The 24,566-nt window shown below is 59.3% G+C and carries 24 protein-coding genes; 11 read left to right on the forward strand and 13 right to left on the reverse strand.

Annotation, left to right across the window (positions count from 1 at the left end):
- Positions 1–32: 32 nt before the first annotated feature.
- Complete coding sequence (locus ACLD1Y_RS22605; RefSeq protein WP_429480016.1) at positions 33–695, forward strand: response regulator; 663 nt, start codon at positions 33–35, stop codon at positions 693–695.
- On the forward strand, positions 692–2,035 hold the full coding sequence (locus ACLD1Y_RS22610) for an ATP-binding protein (protein ID WP_429480017.1): 1,344 nt from the start codon (positions 692–694) through the stop codon (positions 2,033–2,035). Before ACLD1Y_RS22605 ends, ACLD1Y_RS22610 begins: the two co-directional genes overlap by 4 nt.
- Before the next feature lie 266 nt (positions 2,036–2,301).
- Here ACLD1Y_RS22610 and ACLD1Y_RS22615 read toward each other — a convergent pair whose 3' ends face one another.
- The 6 genes from ACLD1Y_RS22615 to ACLD1Y_RS22640 all read right to left on the reverse strand — a co-directional run bounded on the left by ACLD1Y_RS22615 (position 2,302) and on the right by ACLD1Y_RS22640 (position 8,378).
- Positions 2,302–4,695, reverse strand: a complete 2,394-nt coding sequence (locus ACLD1Y_RS22615; protein WP_429480018.1) for a TonB-dependent siderophore receptor — start codon at positions 4,693–4,695, stop codon at positions 2,302–2,304.
- A 93-nt stretch (positions 4,696–4,788) separates the two neighbouring features.
- Positions 4,789–5,622 carry a FecR family protein gene (locus ACLD1Y_RS22620; RefSeq protein ID WP_429480019.1) on the reverse strand — a complete coding sequence of 278 codons (834 nt, stop codon included), beginning with the start codon at positions 5,620–5,622 and terminating at the stop codon, positions 4,789–4,791.
- Positions 5,619–6,122 carry an RNA polymerase sigma factor gene (locus ACLD1Y_RS22625; RefSeq protein WP_429480020.1) on the reverse strand — a complete coding sequence of 168 codons (504 nt, stop codon included), beginning with the start codon at positions 6,120–6,122 and terminating at the stop codon, positions 5,619–5,621. The genes ACLD1Y_RS22620 and ACLD1Y_RS22625 overlap by 4 nt, the downstream gene beginning before the upstream one ends.
- A gap of 307 nt (positions 6,123–6,429) precedes the next feature.
- A complete protein-coding gene (locus tag ACLD1Y_RS22630) occupies positions 6,430–6,906 on the reverse strand; it encodes a hypothetical protein (RefSeq protein ID WP_429480021.1) in 477 nt (158 codons plus the stop codon).
- A gap of 8 nt (positions 6,907–6,914) precedes the next feature.
- The gene (locus ACLD1Y_RS22635; protein ID WP_429480022.1) at positions 6,915–7,199 is read right to left on the reverse strand and encodes a colicin E3-like toxin immunity protein; all 285 of its coding nucleotides are present in this window, start codon (positions 7,197–7,199) and stop codon (positions 6,915–6,917) included.
- 15 nt (positions 7,200–7,214) lie between these two features.
- Complete coding sequence (locus ACLD1Y_RS22640; protein ID WP_429480023.1) at positions 7,215–8,378, reverse strand: S-type pyocin domain-containing protein; 1,164 nt, start codon at positions 8,376–8,378, stop codon at positions 7,215–7,217.
- 194 nt (positions 8,379–8,572) lie between these two features.
- Between ACLD1Y_RS22640 and ACLD1Y_RS22645 the strand changes: the two genes are divergently transcribed.
- A complete protein-coding gene (locus ACLD1Y_RS22645; RefSeq protein ID WP_429480024.1) occupies positions 8,573–9,043 on the forward strand; it encodes a helix-turn-helix domain-containing protein in 471 nt (156 codons plus the stop codon).
- Positions 9,040–9,615, forward strand: a complete 576-nt coding sequence (locus ACLD1Y_RS22650) for a PIN domain-containing protein (RefSeq protein WP_236531590.1) — start codon at positions 9,040–9,042, stop codon at positions 9,613–9,615. Before ACLD1Y_RS22645 ends, ACLD1Y_RS22650 begins: the two co-directional genes overlap by 4 nt.
- Positions 9,616–9,763: 148 nt before the next feature.
- Here the strand turns inward: ACLD1Y_RS22650 and ACLD1Y_RS22655 are convergent, their stop codons facing one another.
- A complete protein-coding gene (locus tag ACLD1Y_RS22655) occupies positions 9,764–11,008 on the reverse strand; it encodes an AAA family ATPase (protein WP_429480025.1) in 1,245 nt (414 codons plus the stop codon).
- A 492-nt stretch (positions 11,009–11,500) separates the two neighbouring features.
- Here ACLD1Y_RS22655 and ACLD1Y_RS22660 point away from each other — a divergent pair, with 492 nt between their 5' ends.
- Positions 11,501–11,800 (forward strand): DUF3077 domain-containing protein, encoded by a 300-nt coding sequence (locus ACLD1Y_RS22660; RefSeq protein ID WP_135289839.1) that lies wholly within the window; start codon positions 11,501–11,503, stop codon positions 11,798–11,800.
- Positions 11,801–11,935: 135 nt separating this feature from the next.
- Here ACLD1Y_RS22660 and ACLD1Y_RS22665 read toward each other — a convergent pair whose 3' ends face one another.
- Positions 11,936–12,307 (reverse strand): PH domain-containing protein, encoded by a 372-nt coding sequence (locus ACLD1Y_RS22665; protein ID WP_429480026.1) that lies wholly within the window; start codon positions 12,305–12,307, stop codon positions 11,936–11,938.
- A gap of 127 nt (positions 12,308–12,434) precedes the next feature.
- On the opposite strand from ACLD1Y_RS22665, the gene ACLD1Y_RS22670 reads away from it, so the two are divergent.
- The gene (locus ACLD1Y_RS22670; RefSeq protein ID WP_429480027.1) at positions 12,435–13,070 is read left to right on the forward strand and encodes a LysE family translocator; all 636 of its coding nucleotides are present in this window, start codon (positions 12,435–12,437) and stop codon (positions 13,068–13,070) included.
- Between the two features lie 6 nt (positions 13,071–13,076).
- On the opposite strand, the gene ACLD1Y_RS22675 is transcribed toward ACLD1Y_RS22670, so the two are convergent.
- The gene (locus tag ACLD1Y_RS22675) at positions 13,077–13,757 is read right to left on the reverse strand and encodes an NBR1-Ig-like domain-containing protein (RefSeq protein ID WP_429480028.1); all 681 of its coding nucleotides are present in this window, start codon (positions 13,755–13,757) and stop codon (positions 13,077–13,079) included.
- A gap of 152 nt (positions 13,758–13,909) precedes the next feature.
- On the opposite strand from ACLD1Y_RS22675, the gene ACLD1Y_RS22680 reads away from it, so the two are divergent.
- Positions 13,910–14,545: a LysE/ArgO family amino acid transporter gene (locus ACLD1Y_RS22680; protein WP_429480029.1), complete on the forward strand. Its 636-nt coding sequence runs from the start codon at positions 13,910–13,912 to the stop codon at positions 14,543–14,545.
- Here ACLD1Y_RS22680 and ACLD1Y_RS22685 read toward each other — a convergent pair.
- Positions 14,507–14,836 (reverse strand): hypothetical protein, encoded by a 330-nt coding sequence (locus ACLD1Y_RS22685; RefSeq protein ID WP_429480030.1) that lies wholly within the window; start codon positions 14,834–14,836, stop codon positions 14,507–14,509. The genes ACLD1Y_RS22680 and ACLD1Y_RS22685 overlap by 39 nt on opposite strands.
- Positions 14,837–15,032: 196 nt before the next feature.
- Here ACLD1Y_RS22685 and ACLD1Y_RS22690 point away from each other — a divergent pair, with 196 nt between their 5' ends.
- Both ACLD1Y_RS22690 and ACLD1Y_RS22695 read left to right on the forward strand, forming a co-directional pair.
- Positions 15,033–15,929 carry a hypothetical protein gene (locus tag ACLD1Y_RS22690; RefSeq protein WP_429480031.1) on the forward strand — a complete coding sequence of 299 codons (897 nt, stop codon included), beginning with the start codon at positions 15,033–15,035 and terminating at the stop codon, positions 15,927–15,929.
- Between the two features lie 18 nt (positions 15,930–15,947).
- The gene (locus tag ACLD1Y_RS22695; RefSeq protein ID WP_429480032.1) at positions 15,948–16,232 is read left to right on the forward strand and encodes a hypothetical protein; all 285 of its coding nucleotides are present in this window, start codon (positions 15,948–15,950) and stop codon (positions 16,230–16,232) included.
- Positions 16,233–16,350: 118 nt separating this feature from the next.
- Here ACLD1Y_RS22695 and ACLD1Y_RS22700 read toward each other — a convergent pair whose 3' ends face one another.
- The 3 genes from ACLD1Y_RS22700 to ACLD1Y_RS22710 are packed head-to-tail and all read right to left on the reverse strand — an operon-like array spanning position 16,351 to position 19,422.
- The gene (locus ACLD1Y_RS22700; protein ID WP_429480033.1) at positions 16,351–17,814 is read right to left on the reverse strand and encodes a hypothetical protein; all 1,464 of its coding nucleotides are present in this window, start codon (positions 17,812–17,814) and stop codon (positions 16,351–16,353) included.
- Positions 17,815–17,845: 31 nt separating this feature from the next.
- A complete protein-coding gene (locus ACLD1Y_RS22705; RefSeq protein WP_429480034.1) occupies positions 17,846–18,610 on the reverse strand; it encodes an OmpA family protein in 765 nt (254 codons plus the stop codon).
- On the reverse strand, positions 18,607–19,422 hold the full coding sequence (locus ACLD1Y_RS22710; protein WP_429480035.1) for a motility protein A: 816 nt from the start codon (positions 19,420–19,422) through the stop codon (positions 18,607–18,609). The genes ACLD1Y_RS22705 and ACLD1Y_RS22710 overlap by 4 nt, the downstream gene beginning before the upstream one ends.
- 242 nt (positions 19,423–19,664) lie before the next feature.
- On the opposite strand from ACLD1Y_RS22710, the gene ACLD1Y_RS22715 reads away from it, so the two are divergent.
- Positions 19,665–20,717, forward strand: coding sequence for a flagellin (locus tag ACLD1Y_RS22715; protein WP_429480036.1), 1,053 nt, complete (start codon positions 19,665–19,667; stop codon positions 20,715–20,717).
- A gap of 426 nt (positions 20,718–21,143) precedes the next feature.
- A complete protein-coding gene (locus ACLD1Y_RS22720; RefSeq protein ID WP_429480037.1) occupies positions 21,144–24,449 on the forward strand; it encodes a tetratricopeptide repeat protein in 3,306 nt (1,101 codons plus the stop codon).
- The last annotated feature ends 117 nt before the right edge of the window (positions 24,450–24,566 follow it).

Here is a 24,566-nt window from a genome sequence, read left to right on the forward strand (position 1 = left end):
ATGATTTCGCCGTTTCCTACAGAGAATCAGCAATGCGCCTACTCCTTGTCGAAGATGACCGTGCCCTCGGCCAGGGCATTCGTGTGGCTTTGGGGGCCGAAGGCTACACCCTCGACTGGTTGCAGGACGGCGTGGCCGCGCTGCACGCGCTGCGCACGGAAAGCTTCGATTTGCTGCTGCTCGACCTCGGCCTGCCGCGCCTCGACGGCATCGACCTGTTGCAGCAACTGCGCGCCGAGCAACACGATTTGCCGGTGCTGATCCTCACCGCCCGCGACGGCACCGCCGAACGCATCGCCGGCCTCGACGCCGGCGCCGACGACTACCTGGTCAAACCCTTCGACGTCGAAGAACTCAAGGCCCGCGTACGCGCCCTGTTGCGCCGCAGCCAGGGGCGCGCGCAACCGCTGCTGGAGCACGCCGGCATCAGCCTCGACCCGGCCACGCAGCAAGTGCACTACCAGGCTGAGGAAATCATCGTCACCCCCATGGAATACCAACTGCTGCACCAATTGATGGTGCGACCCGGCAAAGTGGTGACCCGCGAACGCCTGTCCCGCGCACTGTACGGCTGGCAGGACCGTGTGGAGAGCAACACCCTGGAAGTGCTGATCCATAACCTGCGCAAAAAGTTATCCACAGAGCTGATCCGCACCGTGCGCGGGGTGGGCTACGTGCTGGTGCTCACCCCATGAATTCGGTACGCACGCGCATCCTCATCCCCGTCTTGGTCCTGATATTGCTGGGCGACGCCCTGATCAGCTGGCTGGTGCTGCGCGACAGCCACCACGAAATCGAAGAAGTCTACGACGCCCAACTCGCCCAAAGTGCCCGTCTGCTGCAAGGCGTACTGCGCCAGCGCGACCCCGGCGAGGCCGACTGGGACCGCCTCTACCAGGCGTTTGACCAGGCCATGAGCCGGGTGGGTGAGGAGGGCGTTGCCCACCCCTATGAAACCCGCCTGACCTTCCAGGTCTGGCGCAGCGACGGCCAACTATTGGTTCGCTCCGCCGAAGCGCCGGTACTGGCGGCACCGCCTGCGACCCTCGGCTCCCACGACCTGATGGACAACGGCAACGACTGGTGCGCCTTCCTCCTCGCCGACCCGCAACAAGGCCTGTTGATCTGGGTGGGCGAGCGCGATGACATTCGCCAGGACGTGATCCAGCGCATCGTCGGCCACACCCTTTGGCCCACGCTGATTGGCGTTCCATTGCTGGCGCTACTGATTTGGCTGGTGATCGGCTGGGGCTTCAAACCGCTGCGGGCTATGGCCTCGTCGATTCGCGGGCGCAACAGCGACACCTTGCAACCCCTGCACCTGGCGCCCCTGCCCAGCGACCTGGAACCCATGCAAACCGCGCTGAACCGGCTGCTGGTGCAGGTCGATGATTTGCTTGAGCGCGAACGCCGCTTCATCGCCGACGCCGCCCACGAACTGCGCACCCCGTTGGCGATCCTGCGCATCCACGCACAAAACGCCCAAAGCGCCGCGACCCCGGAGCAACGCCGCGAAGCCCTGGAGTTTCTGGTCAACGGCGTCGACCGCGCCACCCGCATCGGCAGCCAACTGCTGACCATGGCCCGCATCGAACCGCAACTGCACAACCCGGTGCGCAGCCGCGTGCAGTTGACCGAACTGGTACGCGAAGAACTCGCCGAACTGACCCCGCTGGCCATGGAAAAAGGCGTGGAACTGGTGCTGGAAGGGGAGGACGAGGTGTGGGTGGAAACCGAGCCTGTTGCGCTCGCGATTGCGTTGCAAAACCTGGTGACCAACGCGCTGAACTTCTCACCCCCCGGCAGCGAAGTGAAAGTGGTGATTGGGCCTAACAGCCTGCGCGTCGAGGACCAAGGCCCTGGCATTGATGAAGCGGAACTGGGGCGCTTGTTTGAGCGCTTCTACAGCCGGGGTAACGCTAATGGCGCGGGGTTGGGGTTGGCGATTGTGGAGATGATCGTCGGTAAAATCGGCAGCCGTTTGGCGCTGCACAACCTCGAACACGGTGGCTTGTGCGCGCGCCTGGAATTCTGACCTGTAGGAGCGGGCTTGCCCTAATGCCAGTCAGTTAAGGGCAAACACCGTCAGTGTGGCGAGGGAGCTTGCTCCCGCTGGGCCGCGTAGCGGCCCCAAAGATGGGACTGCTGCGCAGTCCAGCGGGAGCAAGCTCCCTCGCCACAGGTTAGCTTTTACTCTTTCTAACCCTTAACTGACTGGCATTGGGGCTTGCCCGCGAAGGCGGCGTGCCAGTCGATACCAAAGCTGGCTGATCCCCCGCTTTCGCAGGCAAGCCAGCGACTTCAGAACTGATACTTGAGCCCTACCATCACATTGCGCGGGTCGCCGTTGAAGTAGCTGTTGTAGAGCCCGTAACCGGCGTAGTACTGACGATCGAACAGGTTGTTGACGTTCACCGATGCACTCAGGTGTTTGTCGATGTCATAGCGCGCCAGCAGGCCTACTACGGCATAGCTGCCTTCCTTCGCCTCGGCGGGCAAATCTTCGTTGACGTAGTAGGTTCGGCCCTGCCAGGTAACGTTGCCGCCTAAGGTCAGGTCCTTGAGCGCGCCGTCGAGTTTGTAGCTGGTGGCCAGTTTGAACTGACGCTCGGGGCGTTGCGGGTCGATGCGTTTGTGTTGCTCGTCGCGTGGCTGGGCGTAGGTGAATCCCGCCAGCACCTGCCAGCGCGGCAGCACTTCGCCGGAAGCCTGCAACTCGAAACCCTTGGTGGTATTGGACACCCCCTCATACGCATCGCGACCGTCGTCGGTGCTGCCTACGTATTGTGCGTAGTTATCCTGCTGAGTCTTGAACACCGCGATGCTGGTGTTCAGTGCACCGCCATAGAACTCGGATTTCAGACCCGCTTCATAGTTCTTGCCCGCCACCGGGTCGAGCACTTTGCCGCTCATGTCGATGTTGCTTTGTGGCTCGAAAATATCGGTATAGCTGACATACACCGAGTGTTGTTCTGTCAGGTCGTACACGATGCCGGCGTAGGGAATCACCTTGCCGGTTTTTTTCGCGTCGTCGTGGTCCGGGTTGGCCGGGTCGGAGCTGTAGCCCAAATCGCCTTCGCGTTTGTAGTTGACCACACGGGTGCCGAGGATCACCGCCAGGTCATCGGTCGGTTTCAGACGCACCGCCGCGAAGCCGCCGACTTCCTTGATGTGGTAATCCTGCGTGCTCCACGAAGCGTAGGACGTTGGGCGCGGCGCGTTGTTAGCCCACGTGTCGAAGTTGATGGGGAGGGTCGGGCTGTTGGCGTTTTCCGAAAAGTAATCCGAGCGGCGGTCGCTCACATTCAGCCCCAGCATCACATCGTGGCTGCGGCCAAACAGGCTGAACGGCCCGGTGGCGTAAGCGTCCACCGAGTCGGTATTGATCACGTAAGTCTTATGGCTGCGGAACAACTGGCCTGTGCGGGCCTGTCGGTCGGGGAAGGGGCCCCAGCCGATCAAGTTGCCCTGCAGTTGATCGGTGTCGCCTTTCCAGTGGCTGGCCTCGACCCGCAACATCCAGTCATTGTCGAAGCGCTGTTCGACGCCACCGAAGTACTTGGTGCTCTCGCTGTCGCCGTAGGCCCACTTGGCGGCCGGGCTTTGGGAACGTGAGAAATCGCTACGACCACCGTCGGAAAAGAACAGCGGTAACTGGCCGAAGGACGACCCATTGGAGTCGATCTTCTGATAATCGATGCCGCCATAAAGCATGGTGTTGTCAGAAATATCCGCCTCACCGATGGCGTAGAACACGTTCTTCTTCGACGAGTAATAGTCGATGAACGAATGATCGTCCGCGTAGGCCGCCACCACCCTGCCGCGTATCGCGCCGTTTTCCGACAAGGGGCCGGACAAATCCATCTCGGTACGGTAACGGTCCCAACTGCCGGCGTTGCCTGATACGTAGCCCTGGAAGGTTTTGGTCGGCCGCTTGCGCACCAGGTTGACCACGCCGGCTGGGCTGCCCACGCCGCTCATCAAGCCGGTAGCGCCGCGCACCACTTCTACGCGGTCGTAGATGGCCATGTCACGCACGCCCAGGCCATTGGTGTTGGTGGTGAAGTCCGACGTCGGTACGCCGTCGTACTGAAAGTTGTTCAGCGAAAAACCACGGGAATAGAAGTTGAAGCGCTCGGTATCGTCATGCATCACCACAACGCCAGGGGTTTGCTGCAACACATCCGAGATGGTCGCCAGGCCTTGATCGGTCATGTGCTGACGGGTGATCACCGTCACCGATTGCGGGGTTTCCCGTAGGCTCAGCGGCAATTTGGTCGCGGTACTGGTGGCGCCGGTGGTGTAGGATCCGGAGTTCTCCGTGGTCGCCCCCAGCCCTTGCGCCTGAATCGTCGTGGCGCCCAGGTTCACTGCGCCATCGCTGCCGGGTTGGGCGATCAGGTAACTGTCTTCTTCAACCTTCTGTACTTGCAAACCGCTGTCGCCCACCAGGCTTTGCAGCGCTTGCTCCACACTCATCTGGCTGTGCAGCGCCGGTGCCTGACGACCTTCGGCGATGTCCGTAGCAAACAACACGCGGCTGCCGGTTTGCTGCGCCAGGGCGTTGAGGGATTTATCCAACGCCTGTGCAGGAATATCCACCCGATAAGTGGCGGACTGCGCATTGGCCAGCCCCGCCAGTGCGAGGCTGGAAGCCAGTAATGCCAAACGTTGCGCCAGAGTGTTGTTGCCCATCGTGATCCCCAAGTGGTGAAAAGTGTGCTCTCAGGGCATTGGCGTATCAGGTTGGGTAAACCTTGATGTGCAGTTGAAAATAATTCTCGTCTGTCAGCGCAGGCGATTGAGGATCACGCTGCCATCGGCCGTGCGTACCAGGCTCACCGGCAAAATTCTCGGCAACATGCCTACCAGTGCCTCGACGCGCTCGGTGTCGAATTCGCCCGACAAACGCAACTGGCCGGTCGCAGCATCGGCCACGCGGATAGGGTCTGTGCGGTACTGCTGCAGAGCGCGCACCACTTCGCTCAGCGGCGTGCCGTCAAAGCGCAGCTTGCCGTGCTGCCAAGCGGTCAGTGCTTCAGGCTTGACTGGCTCTACCACGCCGATCTGTCCGGCAGTGGCCTGCACCCGCTGGCCGACGCTCAGTATCTGCGGCGCCGCGCGGCCACTGCTCACCTCCACGCTGCCCTCGATCACCCCCACATCCACACCGCGACTATCGCTGCGCAGGTTGAACACCGTGCCGATATCCCGCACCCGCACACCCTGGCTACGCACAACAAAGGGCGACTCTTCATGCACCACCGTGAACGACGCTTCGCCGCGCACCAGCTCCAACTGGCGGCTGCGCAGGCGGCGTTCGATACGCAAATGGGTGCCGGAATTGAGCAATATCTGGCTGCCATCCGGCAGTTGCAGGTGTTGGCGCTGGCCGATGGCAACCTGCACATCCTCCGTACGCCACGCCGGGTCTAGCTGCCACAGCCCACCCGCCAACGCCAGCATCAACAAGCCTGCACTGAGAGACTTCTGCTTGCTACGCCGGCTCTTGGTAAACGCCTTGCCCTCGGCGAGCAACGCCTCCTTGGACGGCACCCGCTCACGCAACGCCTCGGCAAACGGCTGCAACGGATCGGGCTTATTCCCACGGGCCGGCTTCACGACACCACCCCCAACGCCCGCCGCGCCGGTTCCCAGTGCTGCGCAATGGTCTTCATGGCTCGGCCGAAATGTTGCGTCACCATATTCACCGAAATCCCCAACTCATCGGCGATATCCCGCTGCGGCATGTCATGAATCCGATGCAGCAAAAACACCTGCCGCTGGCGTACCGGCAGCGCATGAATGATGTCCAGCAGCGCCGTGAGCTGCTGCTCGAAATCCAACGCCTGTGCACCGTCCCACTCATCCACTCCCACATAGTCCGGCACATGCCCCTGCAAATAGGCGTGACGCGTGCGCTCTGCACGGATGCGGTCGATGGCACGGTTGAAGGCGGTCTTACGCAAAAAGGCCAGGGGCGTGGCGATAGGCTCGCGGGGTGGTTTCTCCAGCATTTGCACACACACGTCATGCATCAAGTCGCGGGCGAAATCACGGCCATGGAAGCGACGCTTGATGTAGTCCACCAACTCGTCGTAGTGGAGGGCGAGGGCAGTCATGAGGGGGTGATGGGCTGGGGGCGTGGGCATGGGAGATGCTGGGTTTATGAGAATGAATCGCAATCATAGGGGGTGTGGGGGAGGAGATGCAATGTGGGGGAGTATTTGGATAGCAGGTAAAACTGATAGGTCGGTAGGACTGTTCTCTATCTTGTAGTGAGCGGGCTCGCCCCGCGCTGGGCTGCGAAGCGGCCCCAAAACCAGACAGCCGAATTGCGCCTGGAGGAATGCACGGGCCGGATTAGGGCTGCTGCGCACCCCAGCGCGGGGCGAGCCCGCTCACTACAGGGAATGTTGTCAGCCTCTCTCATGCCAGGGGATCAATGGGTAAAGCGTGCGCGAACACCACACCGTTGAAGGTGTGGGTGCAGCAGTCGCAAAAGGTTGGCATGCGCTCAGGTGTCAGCTGCGGGTTTACTTTTTGCAGCAGGCCGGCGTTGTCGACCCATAAGCCGCTGTAGTAAGTACTCTCGCCCACTCTCACATACTCCTGCTTTTCGCTGTCATGCAGCGCGACGATCCAGAAGATTGGATCAGGGCGGTCCACGCGGGCGTTGGCTTCGCTGAAAACGGGGTCCCATGGTTGGCCGACTTTGGACAGGAGGAAGCGGAACAGCGGTGTGTAATCGAAACCGTGGCGGTGGTGGCTGTGCATGGAATTGCCGGTGGATTGCGCGAGTTTTTCTTTTTTGGTGTTTCGTTCGTATCGATAGGCGCGGCAACTGCCGTGGCGCACGCCGTGGGTACGGGTGTTGACTGAGCGGTAGAGGAGGGGCTTTTGCATGGTTGGCCTCATGGGTTCTTGGGTTGCTTGGGAGGTGGGGGCCAGGCGCCTTGATAGCGGAACGATATTTGATAGTCGAACTGGTCGGGCTCAATCATGTGCTGGAAATAAGGCTGAACAATCGTTATCCACGCTGTCATCACGTTGAATACGTCGGCATATATCGCGGTTTCTTCGCCTAAACCCAGTGCTTCAAAAACGCTGTCTGAATCTTCGATATCTGCTGAGTACTCATCCGCTTTCAAGTCACTGCTGTGTTTTTCGTACCATCGCAATCTGATTTTCATAACCATTTTTTGGCTTCCCTTTTATCTGTAAATTCGACGCTCTGGTTTTGCCGGGCCTCGACGCTCTGCGGTGTATGGATCAAATGCACCGAGGTGTTCCAAATCACTGTTGCGATAAACTTCCAGCTCGCCTTTCTTTGAATCCCACTCAAATATTTTCCTTCCTTTCGCATCAATCCAACGTTCACGTAAGCCAGCTCCTCCTTTTCTGGGAGTCACTGGTTTTTGGGGGATTAGGCCTGGGAAGCCTGTTATGTCTTTGGCTTCGGGGGCATGGAAGTAATCATGGTCTGGATTCTTGAGACCTTTCCTTGGCTCATTAACCACCACATACAACGGCCGAACCCCCGACTCCACCGGGAACACCAGAATAAGATCCCGATACTCCGGCGGATAAACCGGGTTCACCAAAATCTGTGCAGCCTTCTCGGTCGGCGGGTAAATCCAAATCACCGGCGCCTGCGGCGCAGCCTCCAACGCCGGAATCCCCAGGGTGTCACCCGGATCAACCACAGGCGTCCAGATCAACTCCACCCCCTCACCCAAATCCGCCACAAACCGATCGCCACGGCTTTGAAACTGCACCACATCGATCATCTGCCAGTCGGCATTGTTGCCGGTATAAAACCCATAACCCTTGAGCGTGCCGTCCGCCAACTGCTCAACCTGCAAACGCATCTGCGAGCGCGCCCGCTGCATCGAGCGCAATTGCTCGTCGGTGTAGAGCGCGCTATCGCCCAACTCCGATGGCCAGGCCAACGCCACCAACCCCGTTAACAACCCACCCACAACAGTCCCGACAGCGGTAGCCGCCGACTCCACCACCGCCGTACGCAAGGCCAGTTGCCCCAGGCCAATGGGCAGCGCGCTACCGCTGATCTTGTGCAAGGCCACAGCGCCCTGGTCGTCCACCTCACGCCCACCCAACAGGCAGAAATGGCCGTATTCCTTCACCAGTTCCAGTGGTATGAAACCGGTGGGGTCGGCGTAGTGGGTGATGCCATCGGGCAATTGGCAGGGTTTGGTGAAGACGTAGCCGGGAGGTTTGGTGGGCGTAGGTGTTGGGGCGGAGGGAGGGTCGAATAGATGGATGGGCGGCGAGTAATGCTGCCGCGCCGGTTGCGGGGTCAGGATTCGCTGTTTGAGTTGTTGTTCTTCGGTGAGGGGGTAGGCGCGTTCTGACATGGCGGGCTCACTTCCTTGTGTGGGGGAGTGAGCCTACGAGGGGAAGATCAACGACCTAAATCGGATTTGTTCGATGGTGTATGTGGGAAAAGTAAATTGGGGTCAGATGGCTGGCTCTGTTTCGATTATTGCGATTTTCGTTTGTTTCGTTTAGGTTTGGCTTCAATTGAATTGCGCAACGCTGGAGCACCATCATGATCACCCATCACCTCCCCAAAACCATTCCTCCGCTGGAAAGCGAAGTCGAAGCCGCCGTGCAAGGCCAACGCGAACTGGCCTCGCTACTGTCGACCAAATTTGAAACCCAGCGCATCGATATCTTCGATAAGGAAGACAAAGCCCATTCCCTTGTACTTCCCACCTCTGCTCTGCGATTACTGGTCGATATCCTGGGCGAGTTGGCTATCGGCAACGCCGTCAAGGTCGTGCCGGTTCACGCCGAATTGACCTCTCAGGAGGCTGCCGACCTGCTTAATGTTTCACGGCCGCATCTGGTGAAGATGTTGGAGGAGGGGGCGATTCCGTTTACGAAGACTGGTCGGCATCGGCGTATTCGGTTTTCGGATTTGATGGCTTTTAAACAGCAGCGTGACGCGGAGAGTCAGGAGGCGATGGAGGCGTTGGTACGCCAGGCTCAGGAGCTGGGAATGGGATATGACGTATGAGGTGTTCGCCTTTCACGGCTGTATACGACGCTTGTGTGCTTTACCCGGCTCCACTTCGGGATTTGTTGATGTGGCTAGGTCTGTCCGGTTTGTATCGGGCGCGTTGGACCAGCCAGATTCATGAGGAATGGAAGCGCAACGTTCTCAAGAACCGCCCTGACCTCACCCCGGAACAAGTGGATAACACCTCGGCGATGATGGACAAGGCTATCCCGGATGGATTGGTGACGGGGTATGAGGATCTATGTTCGAGCTTGGATTTACCCGATCCTGATGATCGTCACGTCCTGGCGGCAGCGATTCGGAGTAAGGCGGAGGTCATCGTGACCTTCAATTTGAAAGACTTTCCGGCAAATGTGCTGGCGGCTTATGACATTGAGCCGATGCATCCGGATGACTTTATTTCGGACCTTTGGGATTTGGATCAGGCGGCGGTGTTGGCAGCGGCGCAGAAGCAGAGGCGGGCGATGATGCGGCCTTCGGTGGATGCGGAGGGGTATCTTGAGATGTTGATGCGGCAGGGGTTGGTGCAGACGAGTAAGGTGTTGGGGCCTTATGGGGTGATGTTGTAGTTTTCATGTCTTCTGGGAAAAAACTATAATCATCTGGCGAGTAGTTAGTTTTTTAAGTTAAGAGCGTTGCCGGGGAGAAAACGGGGGGCTGGCCCCGTTTAATTAGTTACTATTGAGTATGTGTTAGGCTGTTGAGTTTTATTGTTGGTTATATTGTGAAGCTTCGCCGGCAAACTTTTGAGTCTGTGTGGTCTTTGTATAGTATTATGCGGGCACACATAATGTATCTTGGGTCGCGGACGACGTATGCGGCGGTTTTTTGGTTTCGCAAAATAAATGGTGTGTCGCCACTTGCAAGCTCGCCAAGAATTGTGCCTATTCCCATGTTGGTGTTGGGTACAGTAGAGGGGAATTCGTCTCGAACCATTCTATCAATTTCTGATGAGTCGAATTGATGAAGCCTAATTCTAGAAATGCAATAAATTACCTGGTTTCGCCGCGCAACTGCGGTTTCTCTGCTGTTTAAATGTCCTTCCATTACTTGGTAACTATGGCGCAGCCCCTCCAGTAACCATTGTTGGTTGGCTTTTTCCAGTAATTTTCTCTCATACTTCCAATTGTTTTCAGATACCTCATATGCTAAAGATTCGCAGTATTCATGCACTCTCTGAGCAATTCCGAGCGTTACTTCTGATACATGATTGGCAATTTCCGTGAGATTGGGGCCCGTTAAAGAGATTTTTAACTGGCTGAAACCTTTGCGAACAATCTCCATAACTTGCCCAGAGTGCAGATTGTCCACTCGACGAATTTCTTGAATACGGTTTGCCACGGAGTCCGAATTTTTGGTTTCTCTAAAGTATTGCAGTACGCCATTTGGAATGCCAACAATCAAAAAGTTGATATTGCAGTCTGCATACCTAGAGTCATCTAGGAGGATTATTATGTCAGCCAGTTCGCTCATTAAGTCTTGGCTGTTGAAGATGGTTTCTAAGTTGTCTAAAACAATAATTTTTTTTAATGGTGTTGAGGCGGAAAAGATTCGGAATGCTTTTAGCAGTGGCTCTTCTTGTGATATGGAATAGTTGGCGTTATGTTTTAGGCCTCCTTTGGCAAACATTGCACTTACTTCTGCGGCTTTTTCTTCGTTGAAACCCATCTTTGTGATGGTTCCGGGCTCCACGATGCAGCTGCAAATTTCTTGTGTTATTGATTTTATTCGAGACGCGTTTGCACAATTTGCTACGATATAAGGGATCGAGTTTGTTTCTAGTACTTTTTTATATAGCCAGGATTTTCCATTGCCACTTTCACCATAGACCAGCGTGTGGGAGTTTCTCGCGAAGGAGCGTAGTAGCGCTTTCTGTAACTGTGGTCTATCGACATACATTGCATCATTCACCTCACTACGGCGAGGTGTAAACACGTCGGTAATTTCTTTCCTAATGCTCATAGACTTCCATGATTTATTGTTTTGAGAGAGGCCATTCTCAATAGCCTTCTTCTGTGGTGGCATTTGGATATTACTACGTGTATGAAAAATCCTACAGTCCCTGCGCGTGGTTCCTCCGTCGAATTTTTTTGGAACAGAAGAGTTCTTTGCTCATCAGAACTCTTCACGCTAATTTCTGCTCGTCGCTTCCAACCCAGCGACCGGACTTGAGAATCCGAGAAACAATAGGCGCATAGGCGCCACCATCCATTAGACTGTTGGCGCTTTTTTGTGCCCGCATTGTCTATGTCATGGCGGCTATGCGTGGGAGACCTTCGGGTCTGCCGGGTTCCTATTGTCCCGGTTTCTCAGCCCGCGCATAGCTGCCACCCATTCGCATGAGAAACGAACGTGGCAGCTCACTACATTAGGAGCTAAACCCATGAGCGTTTCTGATCGGTCGTACCTTCGTAACCCTGGAACCAACGCCCCCGCTCAGCCCGGAGGTGCCCAATGATCAATCCACCCCCAAACAAAACCCTCGGCGTCATCACCTTCTCCACCTGCGGCACCCAGCCCGCGCTGCACCACCTGTTTCGCGTCAATTCCGGCGTGCCCATCCGCGATGCGCTGGAGCATGCCTCCGAGCTTCTCCACTGTTCAAAACTGCTGGCAATGGACGCAGCAATGGACAAGAGCGCCGACCGCTATGCCTGGGCCGCGCATTATTTGGGGGAGATGGCCAAGGCGGTGGTGGATGATTTGGCGAAGGGGATGTTGCCGAATGGGGTTGCTGAAGAGGGTGGAGTGTAAGGCTGGAGGTTGATGGTGTGGGGGAGGCCGTCATCGGGGGCAAGCCCCCTCCCACATTTTGAGCCAGTACATCAGTTGAATCGTGTAAGCAGTAAGAAAGACCTTGGTGCGCCAAGGTCTTTTTTTGCCCGCCGATCAGCCCAGCAGGTGCCTGGAAATCAACCGCGAAATCTCAACAATCGACGTCTTCCCGGTGAATTCAAACTTCACTTTCCCCAACGACGAAAAGTAAATCTCCAGCTCCGAATCCAGATCAAACGTCCCGGACGTTTCCACCGAATACGCCACGATGTTTTTGTACGGCAACGACGTGAAGTCCTTCTTGCTGCCGGTAATCCCCTGCACGTTCACCGCGATGATGCGCTTGTTGGTAAACACCACCCCGTCGCGCATGGATTTGTACGCGTCGATCACGGTTTCGCCGTCCAGCAGCAGGGCGGTGACGCGTTCGGCGTATTCGTTGTTTTGTTTGAGTTTGAAGAAGCCTTTGTTGTTGAAGTCGATCATGTGCCTGCCTCGTGGGTGTATGCCGTTTTGCTCGCGGATCTGTATCTAACGCGGGCATTTTGAACGCCCTACCATGACGGCCAACCTTACAACCTTGGCCAGATGTTTCAACCAACGGAGCCGAACCATGCCTGAACTGTCCAGCTGGCTTGCCTATGCGCTGATTTCCCTCGGCATGGTGCTCACCCCCGGCCCGAATATGATTTACCTGATTTCCCGCTCGATCTGCCAAGGCCGCACCGCCGGGTTGATTTCCCTGGGCGGCGTGGCGTTGGGGTTTTTGGTTTATATGCTGTGCGCCGCGTTGGGCATCACGGCGTTGCTCATGGCGGTGCCGTTTGCCTATGACGCGCTGCGGTTTGGCGGGGCGTTGTACTTGGCGTATATGGCGTGGCAGGCGATCCGGCCGGGTGGGCGTTCACCGTTCCAGGTGCGGGACTTGCCCGCGGACAGCCCGCGCAAGCTGTTCACCATGGGCCTTGTGACCAACCTGCTGAACCCCAAGGTGGCGGTGATGTATTTGTCGTTGCTGCCCCAGTTCATCGACCCCAACGGCCACGGCAGTGTGCTGGCGCAATCGTTGGTGCTGGGCTTTACCCAGATTTTCATCAGCGTGAGTGTCAACGCGGCGATTGCCACCATGGCGGGTTCCATCGCGGTGTTCTTCGTCACCCGTCCCGGTTGGCAGGTGGCGCAGCGTTGGCTGATGGGCTCGGTGTTGATGGGGTTGGCGGTGCGGATGGCGGTGGAAGGGCGGCGCTGAGGCTACTCAGCGTGCCATGACGTTGACGATCACATGCAGGATAAACGCCGGCCCATAGCAGGGCTGGCCGTGTTCATCTTCGATCCGCCAAATGGACATCACGGTGCAGGTTTCCTTGGGCGCGGCGAAGGTCACCGTGAGTTGCACCGGCTGGCCGGGCAGGGTTTGCGCGATGGGGATTTCGTGGGTGAGGCTGCGCAGGTGGCTGTCCATCACCACTTCCAGCGGGGCGCCTGCGTCGTTGCGGCGGGCGATGACGTATTCACCGTCGACCCGCACCAACCGGCGACCACGCCAAGGGTGTGTGCCGAGGTTTTGGATCTCCCAGGTCTTTTCGAAGGTTTCGCCGGGTAGCACCACGGTTTGGTCGGGGGTAGTGACGTCGGCGTTGAAGACGGCTATGTCGCTGCGGTCTTGCAGCCCGATGGCGCGGTTGGTGGTTGACATTGAGTAAGCATCAATAGGCGCGCCCGCCAGGTCGGCGAAGTAGCGAAATAGCAGCAGCGGGGAAACCTGGAGTGCCTTGGCCAGTTTGATCAGGGTGCGCACCGAAGGGTCTTGAGAGACGCCGCCCGCAAGGCCGTAGAGGTAGGTTCGGGATATGCCGGATTCCTTGGCCAATTCGGTCATGGATTTACCCAGTTCGCGGCTGCGTCGGGCGATCAGCGCCCTGAGACTGATGTTCATCAACCACCTTTGTTCGTCAAAAAGGACACCCCGCACGCCGCCACGGTTAGCGGGCGATGCACACTGCAAACCGCCGCCAGTGTCGTCGTTTGCCGCAGGCTTGCGAATCCGGCGTGTGTTGCATTCCTTTACATTTGCCTTGAAGAGTCGCCATGACGCCTTATTTCACCGAAGGCCTGGTGCTGGGCCTCGGCCTGTTCGCCGCCCCCGGCCCCAAAGACACCTTGGTCATCCGCCAAGGTGTCAGCCGCGGCCCTATCTGGGGCGTGGTCGCCGTCTGTGTGTTCGCCGATATCCTGTTGATCGCCCTAGGCGTCAGCGGTTTAGGCTCGCTGCTGGAAAGCCGCCCAACCTTGGTTGCGCTCTTGCTGATCTTTGGTGCGGCGTACTTGCTCTGGTTTGGCGCCCAACGTCTCTTGGCCTGCCTGCGGGACCAGTCGATGCCGGACACTCAAGGCGTCGACTCGCCACGCGGGCTATTGCGTACGGCGGTGGTGCTGGGGTTCGCCAACCCCTACGCCTGGCTCGACACTGTGGTGTTGATCGGTTCTATCGGCGCCGCCAAGCCGTTAAACCAACAAGCCTTCTTCGCGACAGGCGCCATGACCGCCTCGCTGCTGTGGTTCGTATTCTTGGCCTTGGGGTGTCAGCGATTAACCCGGCTATTTCGTGCGCCAGTGGTGTGGCGTTGGCTGGACGCAGGCGTGGCGATGTTGATGATGTACCTGGCCGCGATGCTGATCACCGATTCACTGGATGTCTTTCAAATAATCCTTAAGGCGGGTTAACGGCCCGGGCAACTCAGCCAACTGATCAACCTTCTGCACCTCAACCGCCAACCGTTGCAATTCACGGCCCAGCACGGTGTCGGCACCACCCACCGCCACCAACGCCTGCCCCACACACTCATCCACCTTGACCAAAACCCCAGCCAAATCCCCCTGACGCACCAACAACCCAAACGCCTCCCGGTCATACCCCACCATCACCGGGTCATCGCGCAACACCGGGCTGCCGCCGTCCACCTCATGCACCAACTTAAGTGCAAAAAGCGCCACAGCTTCCAGCGTCAATTCCATGGTGTCTGTTCCTCAACATTCGGGGGAGGGCGATGATCACTGTTCTGCGTGGGAAAAAAAAGACCCGTCGGGCTTTGTGGCGTGGATCACATTCTGTATCGCGCACAAGGAACGATATTAATTAGCCATGCTCCAACCCGCCGTGCCGAGCGCACCCAAGCAGCTGTTTTATCTACTTACAAGGACGCAAGCCCCCATGCAGTCATCCCCCTCTCAAGCCCCTTCCAACGCCGGTGAGTTGCTCGCCAGTTTCCGTCATGGCAAGGCATTCCTGGTGGTCAGTTTGATCTTCGGCACCGTGATGTTGGCACTGGCCGGGTTTGTGCTGTACCTGAGCACCATCCTGCCGCCGGGCAACGATGGGCCGGTCAGCCTCCAGACGTCCCGTGGCATGACCTTGAATTTCAGTGACCCCCATATGGTGTTCTATGCCACCAGCGTGTTGCTGGCGGTGATCGGCCTGAGCATGTTTGCGGTCTACGTGTGGCACAAGAAGCTGCGCGAGCCGCGTTACAACGTGTACGAGCATGGCATCGAGCGCTTTGTGAACGATGAGCGCGAATACACCGCCTTTGCCGATATTGAAGACCTGTACCTGTTCGGCTCCGGCCAAACGGTGCTGACCGGCATGGTCACCAACGTTGCCTATCGTCGTAACGCATCGGAGCCGTTTCACCGAGTGATCGAGACCCTCAAGGGCTTTCATGACTTCCAGCAATTGGTGCGCGAGCTGCACGTGCGTGCGCGCCTGCCGGCGGTGGCGGCGACGCTGGAAGCGGGCGGGGCGGTGACGTTCAATTGCATCAGCAGCGCGCAGGTGTGGGGCAAGCGGGTGACCGGTAACTTCCTGAAGATCACCACCTCGCCGATTCTGGTCAGCGCGGCGTTCCTCGAATACCAGGGCCGCAAGGTGCCGATGGCCTCGCTGCGCACGGTGGACCTCAACGCCTGGACCGAAAACGTGGTGATCAAGGATGAAAACGGCAAACCCGTGCTGTCGACCATCGCCACCGGCATCCTCAGCCATGACCTGTTCCTCAACAGCCTGGATGTGCTGTTTGCCGTTGAAGAACAACGCCGCGAGCTGGCTTGAGCCTGGGAGGACTGAATAATGATCTATCGCGGCGCAGGCTGGTTCACCTTGTTCACCCCGGTGGCGATGGTGCTGTTGTTGATGTGGCTGTGGCCGGACCCGAGCGTCAAGCCCGGCAACACCTCGCTGATGCAGGTGTTGATCGGCGCGTGCATCGGCTCGGCGATTAACGTGGTGCTGGGTGTTGTGCTCAATCGCCAACCCCATGCCGATGGGGTACGTCACCACTTCTTCTTCGTGCCCATGCAGTGGCCGGCGTTGGTGATCGGCGTGGTCTGCGGCTTGATCGCCCTGCTGAAATAACCCGACTTGTAGGAGCGAGCTTGCTCGCGAAGAACTCAAGGGCGCCGCGTATAACCGGGTTTTACGCGTTATCGTTGACGTTTTTCGCGAGCGAGCTGGCTCCTACAGGGGGAGGGCGTTAACGCCATAGCCCGCGGGTCAGCACCGTGCCGGGCATTTCCAGTTGCACGTAGGCAATCACCCCGACCATCACCGCGCAAAACACCCATTGCAGCCAGCTCAGCCCGGCCACTCTTGGCGCGTGGAACCTACCCAGCAAGCCAGTCACCCCGTACGTCACCAACCCCAACACCCCAACCCACTGCCACACCACAAACCCCAGCGCCACCAGCGGGCCGCTGTTGCGGATCACCAAATAACGCCGGTCCGGAATCAATTTATGGCGCACGCACCAGCCAGTGATGCGTTGGTCGAGGTCTTGCAAGCTGTCGGCCATGGCGGTCCAGTAACTCAGCAGCCACTTGCCGATCAGTGCCATCAGCCAGCCGCCCAGCACGTAAAACGGCAGCATCAACAGGGTCGGCCCGAGGGCGAAACGGTCGGAAAGGCTGCCCAGCGCCAGGCAGGTCGCCAACACGGCGGTAGCGCGTTTCATGCCATGGCGGCTCGGGCGATGACCGACAAGCCCATGCCAAAACCACGGATTGTGATTGGGAAACAAACCCAGCAGATCGGGAAAACGCGTGGAGAACTCGACCGACAGTCGCTCGCACGCCTGCCAATCCGCTTCGCCGAAAGTGGCCGCCAACGTTGCTTGCTGCGCAGGCTGTGCACACATCAAAAACAACGCCCCCGCGCCCGGTTGCTGGGCCAACTCATTGAGCCAGGTTTGTTGCTCGCTGCGCCGCAGCAAGGCTTGCCACTGCGCTTGCTCGATAGGCACGGCGGCGCCCGCATCCCAGGCGAACAGCTCGCAGACCTGCTGGAACAGCTGCGGCGACCAGCTCTCTTGTGCGCTGAACAGGTTCAACACATGCACCTGTAATGCTTGGTGATAGCTCAGGTCCATCAGCCACCCTTGTCGGCTGGCGCGTTCCAGGCGCTCGAAGAGCGCCCGTGACTGGGCGTCTTCCAGGTATTTTTCCAGGTCAAAGTACAACGCGCCCGTGAGGGCGTGCACCAGCCGTTGATGGGGAAAGCCACCGCTCTGGATTTGCTGCCAGGGGGTCAACCATTGGCGTTTTTCCACACCCCAGGTGAGCAGGGGCAAGTGCCGGTCGGGGGCATTGACGCAACGCTGGAACAGCAGTTGTTCAAATTCGGCGGCGCAGTCTTGGGCCAGGGCGCGGGCCCAGTATTCATCGACCTTCCAGTCATCGAATTCGGCCAGCAGCGCAACGGCGTGCTCAACGGGGGCAGGGGGCAAGGGCGTGGCGACAAATACGTCGTCGTCACGCAGTTGCTGCAACGCCAGCTCGTAAGTTTCCCGCAGGCGCTGGAAGGCAACAGGGTCATCATCCGGCCGCGTCACTTTGAGCAGCTTGGCGTACTCGCGCTTGAGGCTGCGCTCGTCCGGGCAGGTCAGCAGGTCGTCCATGTTCAGCATCGCCAGGCGTGATTCCAGGGGGAGGGCTATGATCACTGTTCTGGCGCGCTAAACACAACGCCGCTCATCAGCGCTCCAATATCAACTCCACGCGACGATTGCGCGCGCGGCCTTCAACCGTCCCGTTGTCCGCCAGCGGTCGGGTGTCGGCATAACCAATAGCCGCCAGGCGCTCGGGCTGGATGCCATTGGCTTGCAGATAACGCACCACGCTGCCTGCGCGGGCGCCGGAGAGTTCCCAGTTGGAGGGGAAGCGCGCACTGCGGATGTCTTGGGTATCGGTGTGCCCGGCGACGATGAGTTTGTGCGGCACGCTGCCCAGTACCGGCACCAGTTTGCGCAGCACCGCCAGGCCGCCGAGGTTGAGGTCGGATTGGCCGGAGGGGAACAGAATCTCGCTGCTGATGCGAAAGCTCACACTGCTGTCGTTGGTGACCACTTCGATGTCATTGCCCAGTTGATCCAGGGGCAGTTCGTTGAGCAGGTCTTGTGGGGTGGGTTTTGGCGGTTCGGGTTCAACGACTGCAACAGGTTCAGGCTCCGGGGTAGCGACGGGCTCTGGCGCAGGCGGTTGTGGCACCAATAACATGGCGCCAGGCGCCGCCACCGAGGTCAGGGTTTTCGCGGTAAACACTGGCGGCACACTGAACTCGCCGCCGTGCTGGGTGCGCGCATGGCCCTTGCCCGCCAACGCCAGCATGGCCATGGTCACCACCAGCAACAGGGTCATCATGTCCAGGTAGGTCATCATCCAGGTTTCACCCGACGCGTCCTCGATCGGCGGGATGCCGCTGGCAATCGCCGCCGCCTGGATCCGCGAAACCGGCCTCATGTGCGCGGCTTCCAGCTCAGGCGCAGCGGTGCATGCACCGGCCCGTCCCGCAGTTCGTTCTGGTAATGGGCGACAAAGGATTTAAGCGTCTCGCGCATCAACCCCGGGCTGCGTTTGTTGGCCATCATCGCCACGCCTTGCAGCACCATGTTCATCACCACCACCCGCTGTTCGGTGCGGCGCTCCAGTTTCACCGCCACCGGTTTGCACAGCAGGTTGGCCAGCAGCACGCCGTACAGCGTGGTCATCAGGCCCACCGCCATTTGCCGGCCGATGGTCACCATGTCGCCGTCGCCCAATACGAACATCAGGTTCACCAAGCCCACCAGGGTGCCGAGCATGCCGAACGCCGGGGCGTAGCTGGCCATTACGCGAAACAGCTGGGCCTCGGCGTGTTCCTTGGCCCTAAGCCGTGCGATGCGCCATTGCAGCAGGTCGAGGATGTCGTCCAGCGGGGTCTTGTCGATCACCAGTTGCACGCCGGAGCGCAGGAACGGGTTTTTCACCCTATCGAGCACCTCTTCCACGGCGCGAAGGTCGCCGTCGATCCACAGCCGCGAGATGCTCACCAGCTCGTCGATGTCTTCTTGGGTGTATTCGCGCTCGTGGCGCACCACGGTTTTGATCAGGCTGAAAATCCGTAGCACTTCGCGCAGCGGGTAGCTGATGAAGGTCGCGGCAAAGGTGCCGACCACCACAATGCCCAACGCCGGCAGGTCGACGAACAAACCGGGTTGTTGCGCGCTGAACACCAGCAGCACTGCCAGCAATAGCAGGCTGGCGAGCATGCCGATCAGGGTTGAGGGGTTCATGCAGCACTCCTGTTATGGGCCAAGGCTGGCTTTATAACGCGAGGGGCGGCGATTCAAATGGGCTAATACAGGCACTTTCGTGGGCGAAATCCTTTGGCTGCGCAAATTTTTTTGGGGGCCTGCCTAAAGACGGCAGATCCGATCGCCGATGTTCGCTTTGTCTGTACGGCAACGGCGCTGAATGCATCGGCGACGGGCCTCGAATCTGTCCCAAGCGGCTCACCCACGAAAGGAACTGCACCATGTCAGTTATCAATACCAACATTACGTCCATGATCGCCCAGCAAAACCTGAACTCTTCGGAGAGCAGCCTGAGCACCTCGATCGAGCGCCTGTCGTCGGGCCTGAAAATCAACAGCGCTTCCGACGACGCCGCAGGCCAGGCCATTGCCAACCGCATGACCTCCCAGATCACCGGCCTGGAACAAGCCAGCAGCAACGCCAGCGACGGCATCTCCCTGGCGCAGACTACTGAAGGCGCGCTGGACCAGGTGAACGACAACTTGCAGCGTATCCGTGAGCTGTCGGTACAAGCGGCCAACGGCACCAACTCCCAGTCCGACTTGCAGTCGATCCAGGACGAGATCACCCAGCGTCTGGACGAGATCGACCGTATCTCCTCGCAAACCGCGTTCAACGGCGTGGACGTGCTGTCCAAAGACCAGACCATCACCATCCAGGTCGGCGCCAACGATGGCGAAACCATCGACATCAAACTCAGCGAAATCAACGCCGACACCCTGGGCCTGAGCAGCTTCAACGTGAACGGCTACGACACCACCCTGACCGCCACCACCCTGTCGGACTCCTCGGGCACCGCAATCACCTCCACCAACACCAGCTACGTCGACAAGTCCGGCACCACCATCAGCGGCGGCACCCTGTCCTCCGACGCCCAGGGCAACTACTTCCTGACCGTCGATGGCAAAACCTACGCCGCCGACGTGACCACGACTACCGATGGCACCACCACCACGGCCAGCATCAGCATCGACACCGACAACGCGGTAACCAAAAAATCCACCAGCACCCTGACCACCCTGGACAACGCCCTGAACACCGTGGACTCCATGCGTTCGGACTTGGGTGCGGTGCAAAACCGGTTCGACTCGGCGATCACCAACATCTCCACCACCACCACTAACCTGACGTCTGCCCGTTCCGGCATCCAGGACGTGGACTACGCCACCGAAGTATCGGCCATGACCAGCGCCCAGATCCTGCAACAAGCAGGTACCTCGGTACTGGCCCAAGCCAACTCCATGCCGCAACAAATGCTGTCGCTGCTGCAATAACACCCGGCACGTAGCACGAAGGGGCCAGCGTACGCTGAGCCCCTTTTTTTGTGGGTTTATCCGGGCTTTGCCCACAGTTTCTGCGCGATAGCATTGTGGTGAGCGGGCTTGCTTGTGGTGAAAGGGCTTGCTTGTGGTGAGCGGGCTTGCCCCGCGCTGGGCTGCGAAGCGGCCCTAATTCGGCCGACGCGTTCTTCCAGATAGAGCCTGATTGTCTGGTTTTGGGGCGGCTTCGCCACCCAGCGCGGGGCAAGCCCGCTCACCACAGAAATGTATTCGCTTTCATCGATAAGGTTGCCCTTTAATGCCCAAATCCCTACGCCCTGGTTCCCACCGCAATACGCCATCACTTGCCCAACTGCAACGCCTCAGCGAGCAGCGCCCCAACNGAAATGTATTCGCTTTCATCGATAAGGTTGCCCTTTAATGCCCAAATCCCTACGCCCTGGTTCCCACCGCAATACGCCATCACTTGCCCAACTGCAACGCCTCAGCGAGCAGCGCCCCAACGACCCGCAAATGTGGAAAGACCTGGGCAACCTGCAATTGCACGCTGAACCCGAGCGGGCGCTGGGCAGTTTCGAGCAGGCGTTGCGCCTGTTGCCCGATGAGCCTGAGGCGTTGGAGTTAGTGGCCAAGGCCGCACAAAAACTCGGCCAGGCGGACCGTGCCCTGGAGCTGGTGCTCAAAGCACTGCATATCAATGAAGACTTTGTCGCCGGTCACCATCGCCTAGCCACGCTGTACTTCGAAAAGGGGCTGTTCGCCAAGGCCCTCCCGCCTATCGAAAAGGCGTTGGAACTGTCGCCCCAGGACGGCCGCATGCTGTCGCGCAAGGGCTTGATCCTCAATCGCCTGGAGCGTCACAGCGAAGCCATCGCGGTGTTCGACCAACTTATCACCCGTGAGCCTGGCGACTACAGCCACTGGAACAACGCGGCCAACCTTTATAAGGACATCGGCCAACTGGCCACGGCTGACACCTACTACCAAAAGGCCGTGGCCCTGGCCAAGCGCAAGGACGTGCTGCCGTATTCCAACCGCCTGACCTCGCTGCACTACGACCCTGAGCGCAGCCGCGACTATATCTTCGGCGTATGCAAGGAATGGCAGTCGCGTTTCGGCCCCAAATCCGTACCGCCTCGTCCCGACATCAAGGACCGCACCCCCGACCGCCGCCTGCGCATCGGCCTGGTGTCCGACGGCCTACGCCAGCACCCGGTGGGCAATATGATCGTCGGCGTGCTGGAGAAACTGCCGCGTCATCAGTTCGAGTTGTTCGCCTACAGCACCAGCCAAGTGTGCGACCACCTGACCCGGCGCATCCAGGCTGTGACGCAACAGTGGCTGGGCATCAAGCACATGGATGACCAGGCCCTGGCCCAACGTGTGCGTGACGACCACATCGACATTCTCATCGACCTGTGCGGCCACAACGCCGGCAACCGCATGGGCGCCATGGCCTTGCAGCCAGCGCCGTTGTTGGTCAAATGGGTCGGCGGGTTGATCAACACCACGGGCCTGGATGCCATCGATTACCTGCTCAGCGACCGCATTGAATCCCCCGAGGGCGAGGATGCGTACTACACCGAAAAACTGATCCGCCTGCCCGACGACTACATCTGCTACGACCCGCCGCCCTACACCCCGGACATTCGCGCGCTGCCGGCGTTGGCCAACGGCTATGTGACCTACGGCTGCTTCAACAACCCGACCAAGGTCAACGATGTGCTGCTGGCGCGCTGGGCGGCGTTGATGCGAGCCACACCCACCTCACGTCTGCTGCTCAAGGGCGGCGCGTTCGGCAACCGCGAGTTGCGCGCCCATGTGCATGCGGTGATGGCCAGCCACGGCATTGCCGAAGAGCGCGTGCTGATCGAAGGCCCGGTGGGCCACAAAACCCTGCTGGAAACCTACAACCGTATCGACATTGCCCTGGACCCTTGGCCCTACTCAGGTGGCCTTACCACGTGCGAAGCGCTGCTGATGGGCGTGCCGGTGGTGACCTTTCCCGGCCCTACCTTCGCCGGGCGCCACTCGGCCACGCACCTGGTCAACGCCGGGTTGCCGGAGTTGGTGGTCAACAGTTGGGAACACTATCAACAGCGCGTGATTGAGTTGGCCAGCGACCTGCAGAGTCTCAAGCGTATTCGAGGCCATCTTCGCGACGTACTGATGAAATCGCCGGTGTGCGACAGCCAGCGTTTCGCCAACCATTTCGCCAGCGCCATGCGTGCGATCTGGCAGCGCTATTGCTTGGGTAAACCAGCGGCGGCGCTGACCTTGGACGCCCAAGGGCAGGCCCGGTTTGACGGCGACACTCAGCCGATTGAACTGCAACACCCCGCCGCCCCGGTAAAAGCCCCCGGTTTCAGCTTCAAGCTCCAGGGCAAAGTGGTGACCCTGGACCACGGCGGTACGCTGATCGCCTCGGCGCAGTTCGTGGCCCTGCAAAAAACCGCCGCGTTCTCCACCGTCGCCTTCGACCCCGCCAGCCGTATCGACAACGCTCGGCAACTGGCCCAGCTCGGCGAGCTGCATTACCACCCCCACGCGGCGCTGGGCAGTGGTCAACCGGCCACGCTTTACGCCTGCCTCGACCCTGCGATGAGCGCCACTTTGGCGCCGCTTTCGGCGTCTGGCGTGCTGACAAAATTGCCGTTGCCCACCCTCAAGCTCGACGCCATCAACGGCCTGCCGCCAGTGGACTGGTTGCTGCTGGACAACCTCAACGACAGCCTGGCAGTGGTCGAGCACGGCCAGCGCGCCCTGGCCGATACGCTGTTGGTGCAGGCGCGCGTCAACTTCACCCCGACCCACGACCACCAGGCCGATGTGGGCCTGATCAGCCGCTGCCTGGCGCGGCGCGGCTTCAGTTTTTATCGGTTGAACAACTTGCAGCATCAGGACAACGCCTCCCACCTGGTGTGCGCCGACGCGTTGTTTTTGCCCGACGCCACGCGTATGGCCGCGCTGTCGGATAACCAGCGCCTGAAACTCGCGTTCCTGCTGCACACCGCCTACGGCGCTCATGATGTGGCGAGCGAGCTGCTGAGTGCCATTGACCCGGAGCTGGCCGCGCAGTACGTCAAATATCGGGACAACCCGCAACCGGCAGAACTGCCCCGCGCACCGATGCAAGAGCCCCAGGTCACGTTCCCGGCCGAAGTCGCCGCCTACGTGAAAACCCTCTATGCCCAGGCCTCGGTGATCCTCGAATACGGCAGCGGCGGTTCCACCCTGCTGGCGGCGAACATGCCGAACAAAACCGTGATCTCGGTGGAAAACGACGCCCGCTGGGCGCAAGACATGCAAGGCTGGATCGCCAACGCTACCTTGCCCTCAAAGCCACGCATCTACCCCATCGACGTGGGCGAAACCGGCAAATGGGCGAGGCCTAAAAATGCCCGGCAGTGGAAGCGCTTTCACACTTACCCGCTCAAGGTCTGGGATGAGCCGTACTTCGAGCAACCGGACGTGATCCTGATCGACGGGCGTTTTCGCATCGCGTGTTTTGTAACGGCGTACCTGCGCGCAACCAAGCCGATGATCGTGCTGTTTGACGACTATGTGGATCGGCCGCATTACCACGTGGTGGAGCGGTTGGTGACGCCGACGGAGTGTGTGGGGCGCATGGCGCGGTTTGATCTGCGGCCGCTTGATCATTTGCCGCGCGAAGAACTCACCTGGTTGATCGCCAGCTTCAACGAAGTGGCCTACGCCGACGCCTGATTGAAATACGATCAAAATGTGGGAGATTCTATGGTTGAGGGGAAGTCCCCAAAACCGCTTTTGACTTGTACTCACTCTGATTTTTCAGGAGTGAAAACGCGATCCGTGCCAGCTTGC

Origin of the sequence: Pseudomonas sp. 18175 (assembly GCF_050432925.1) — a bacterium.
Lineage (GTDB): Bacteria > Pseudomonadota > Gammaproteobacteria > Pseudomonadales > Pseudomonadaceae > Aquipseudomonas.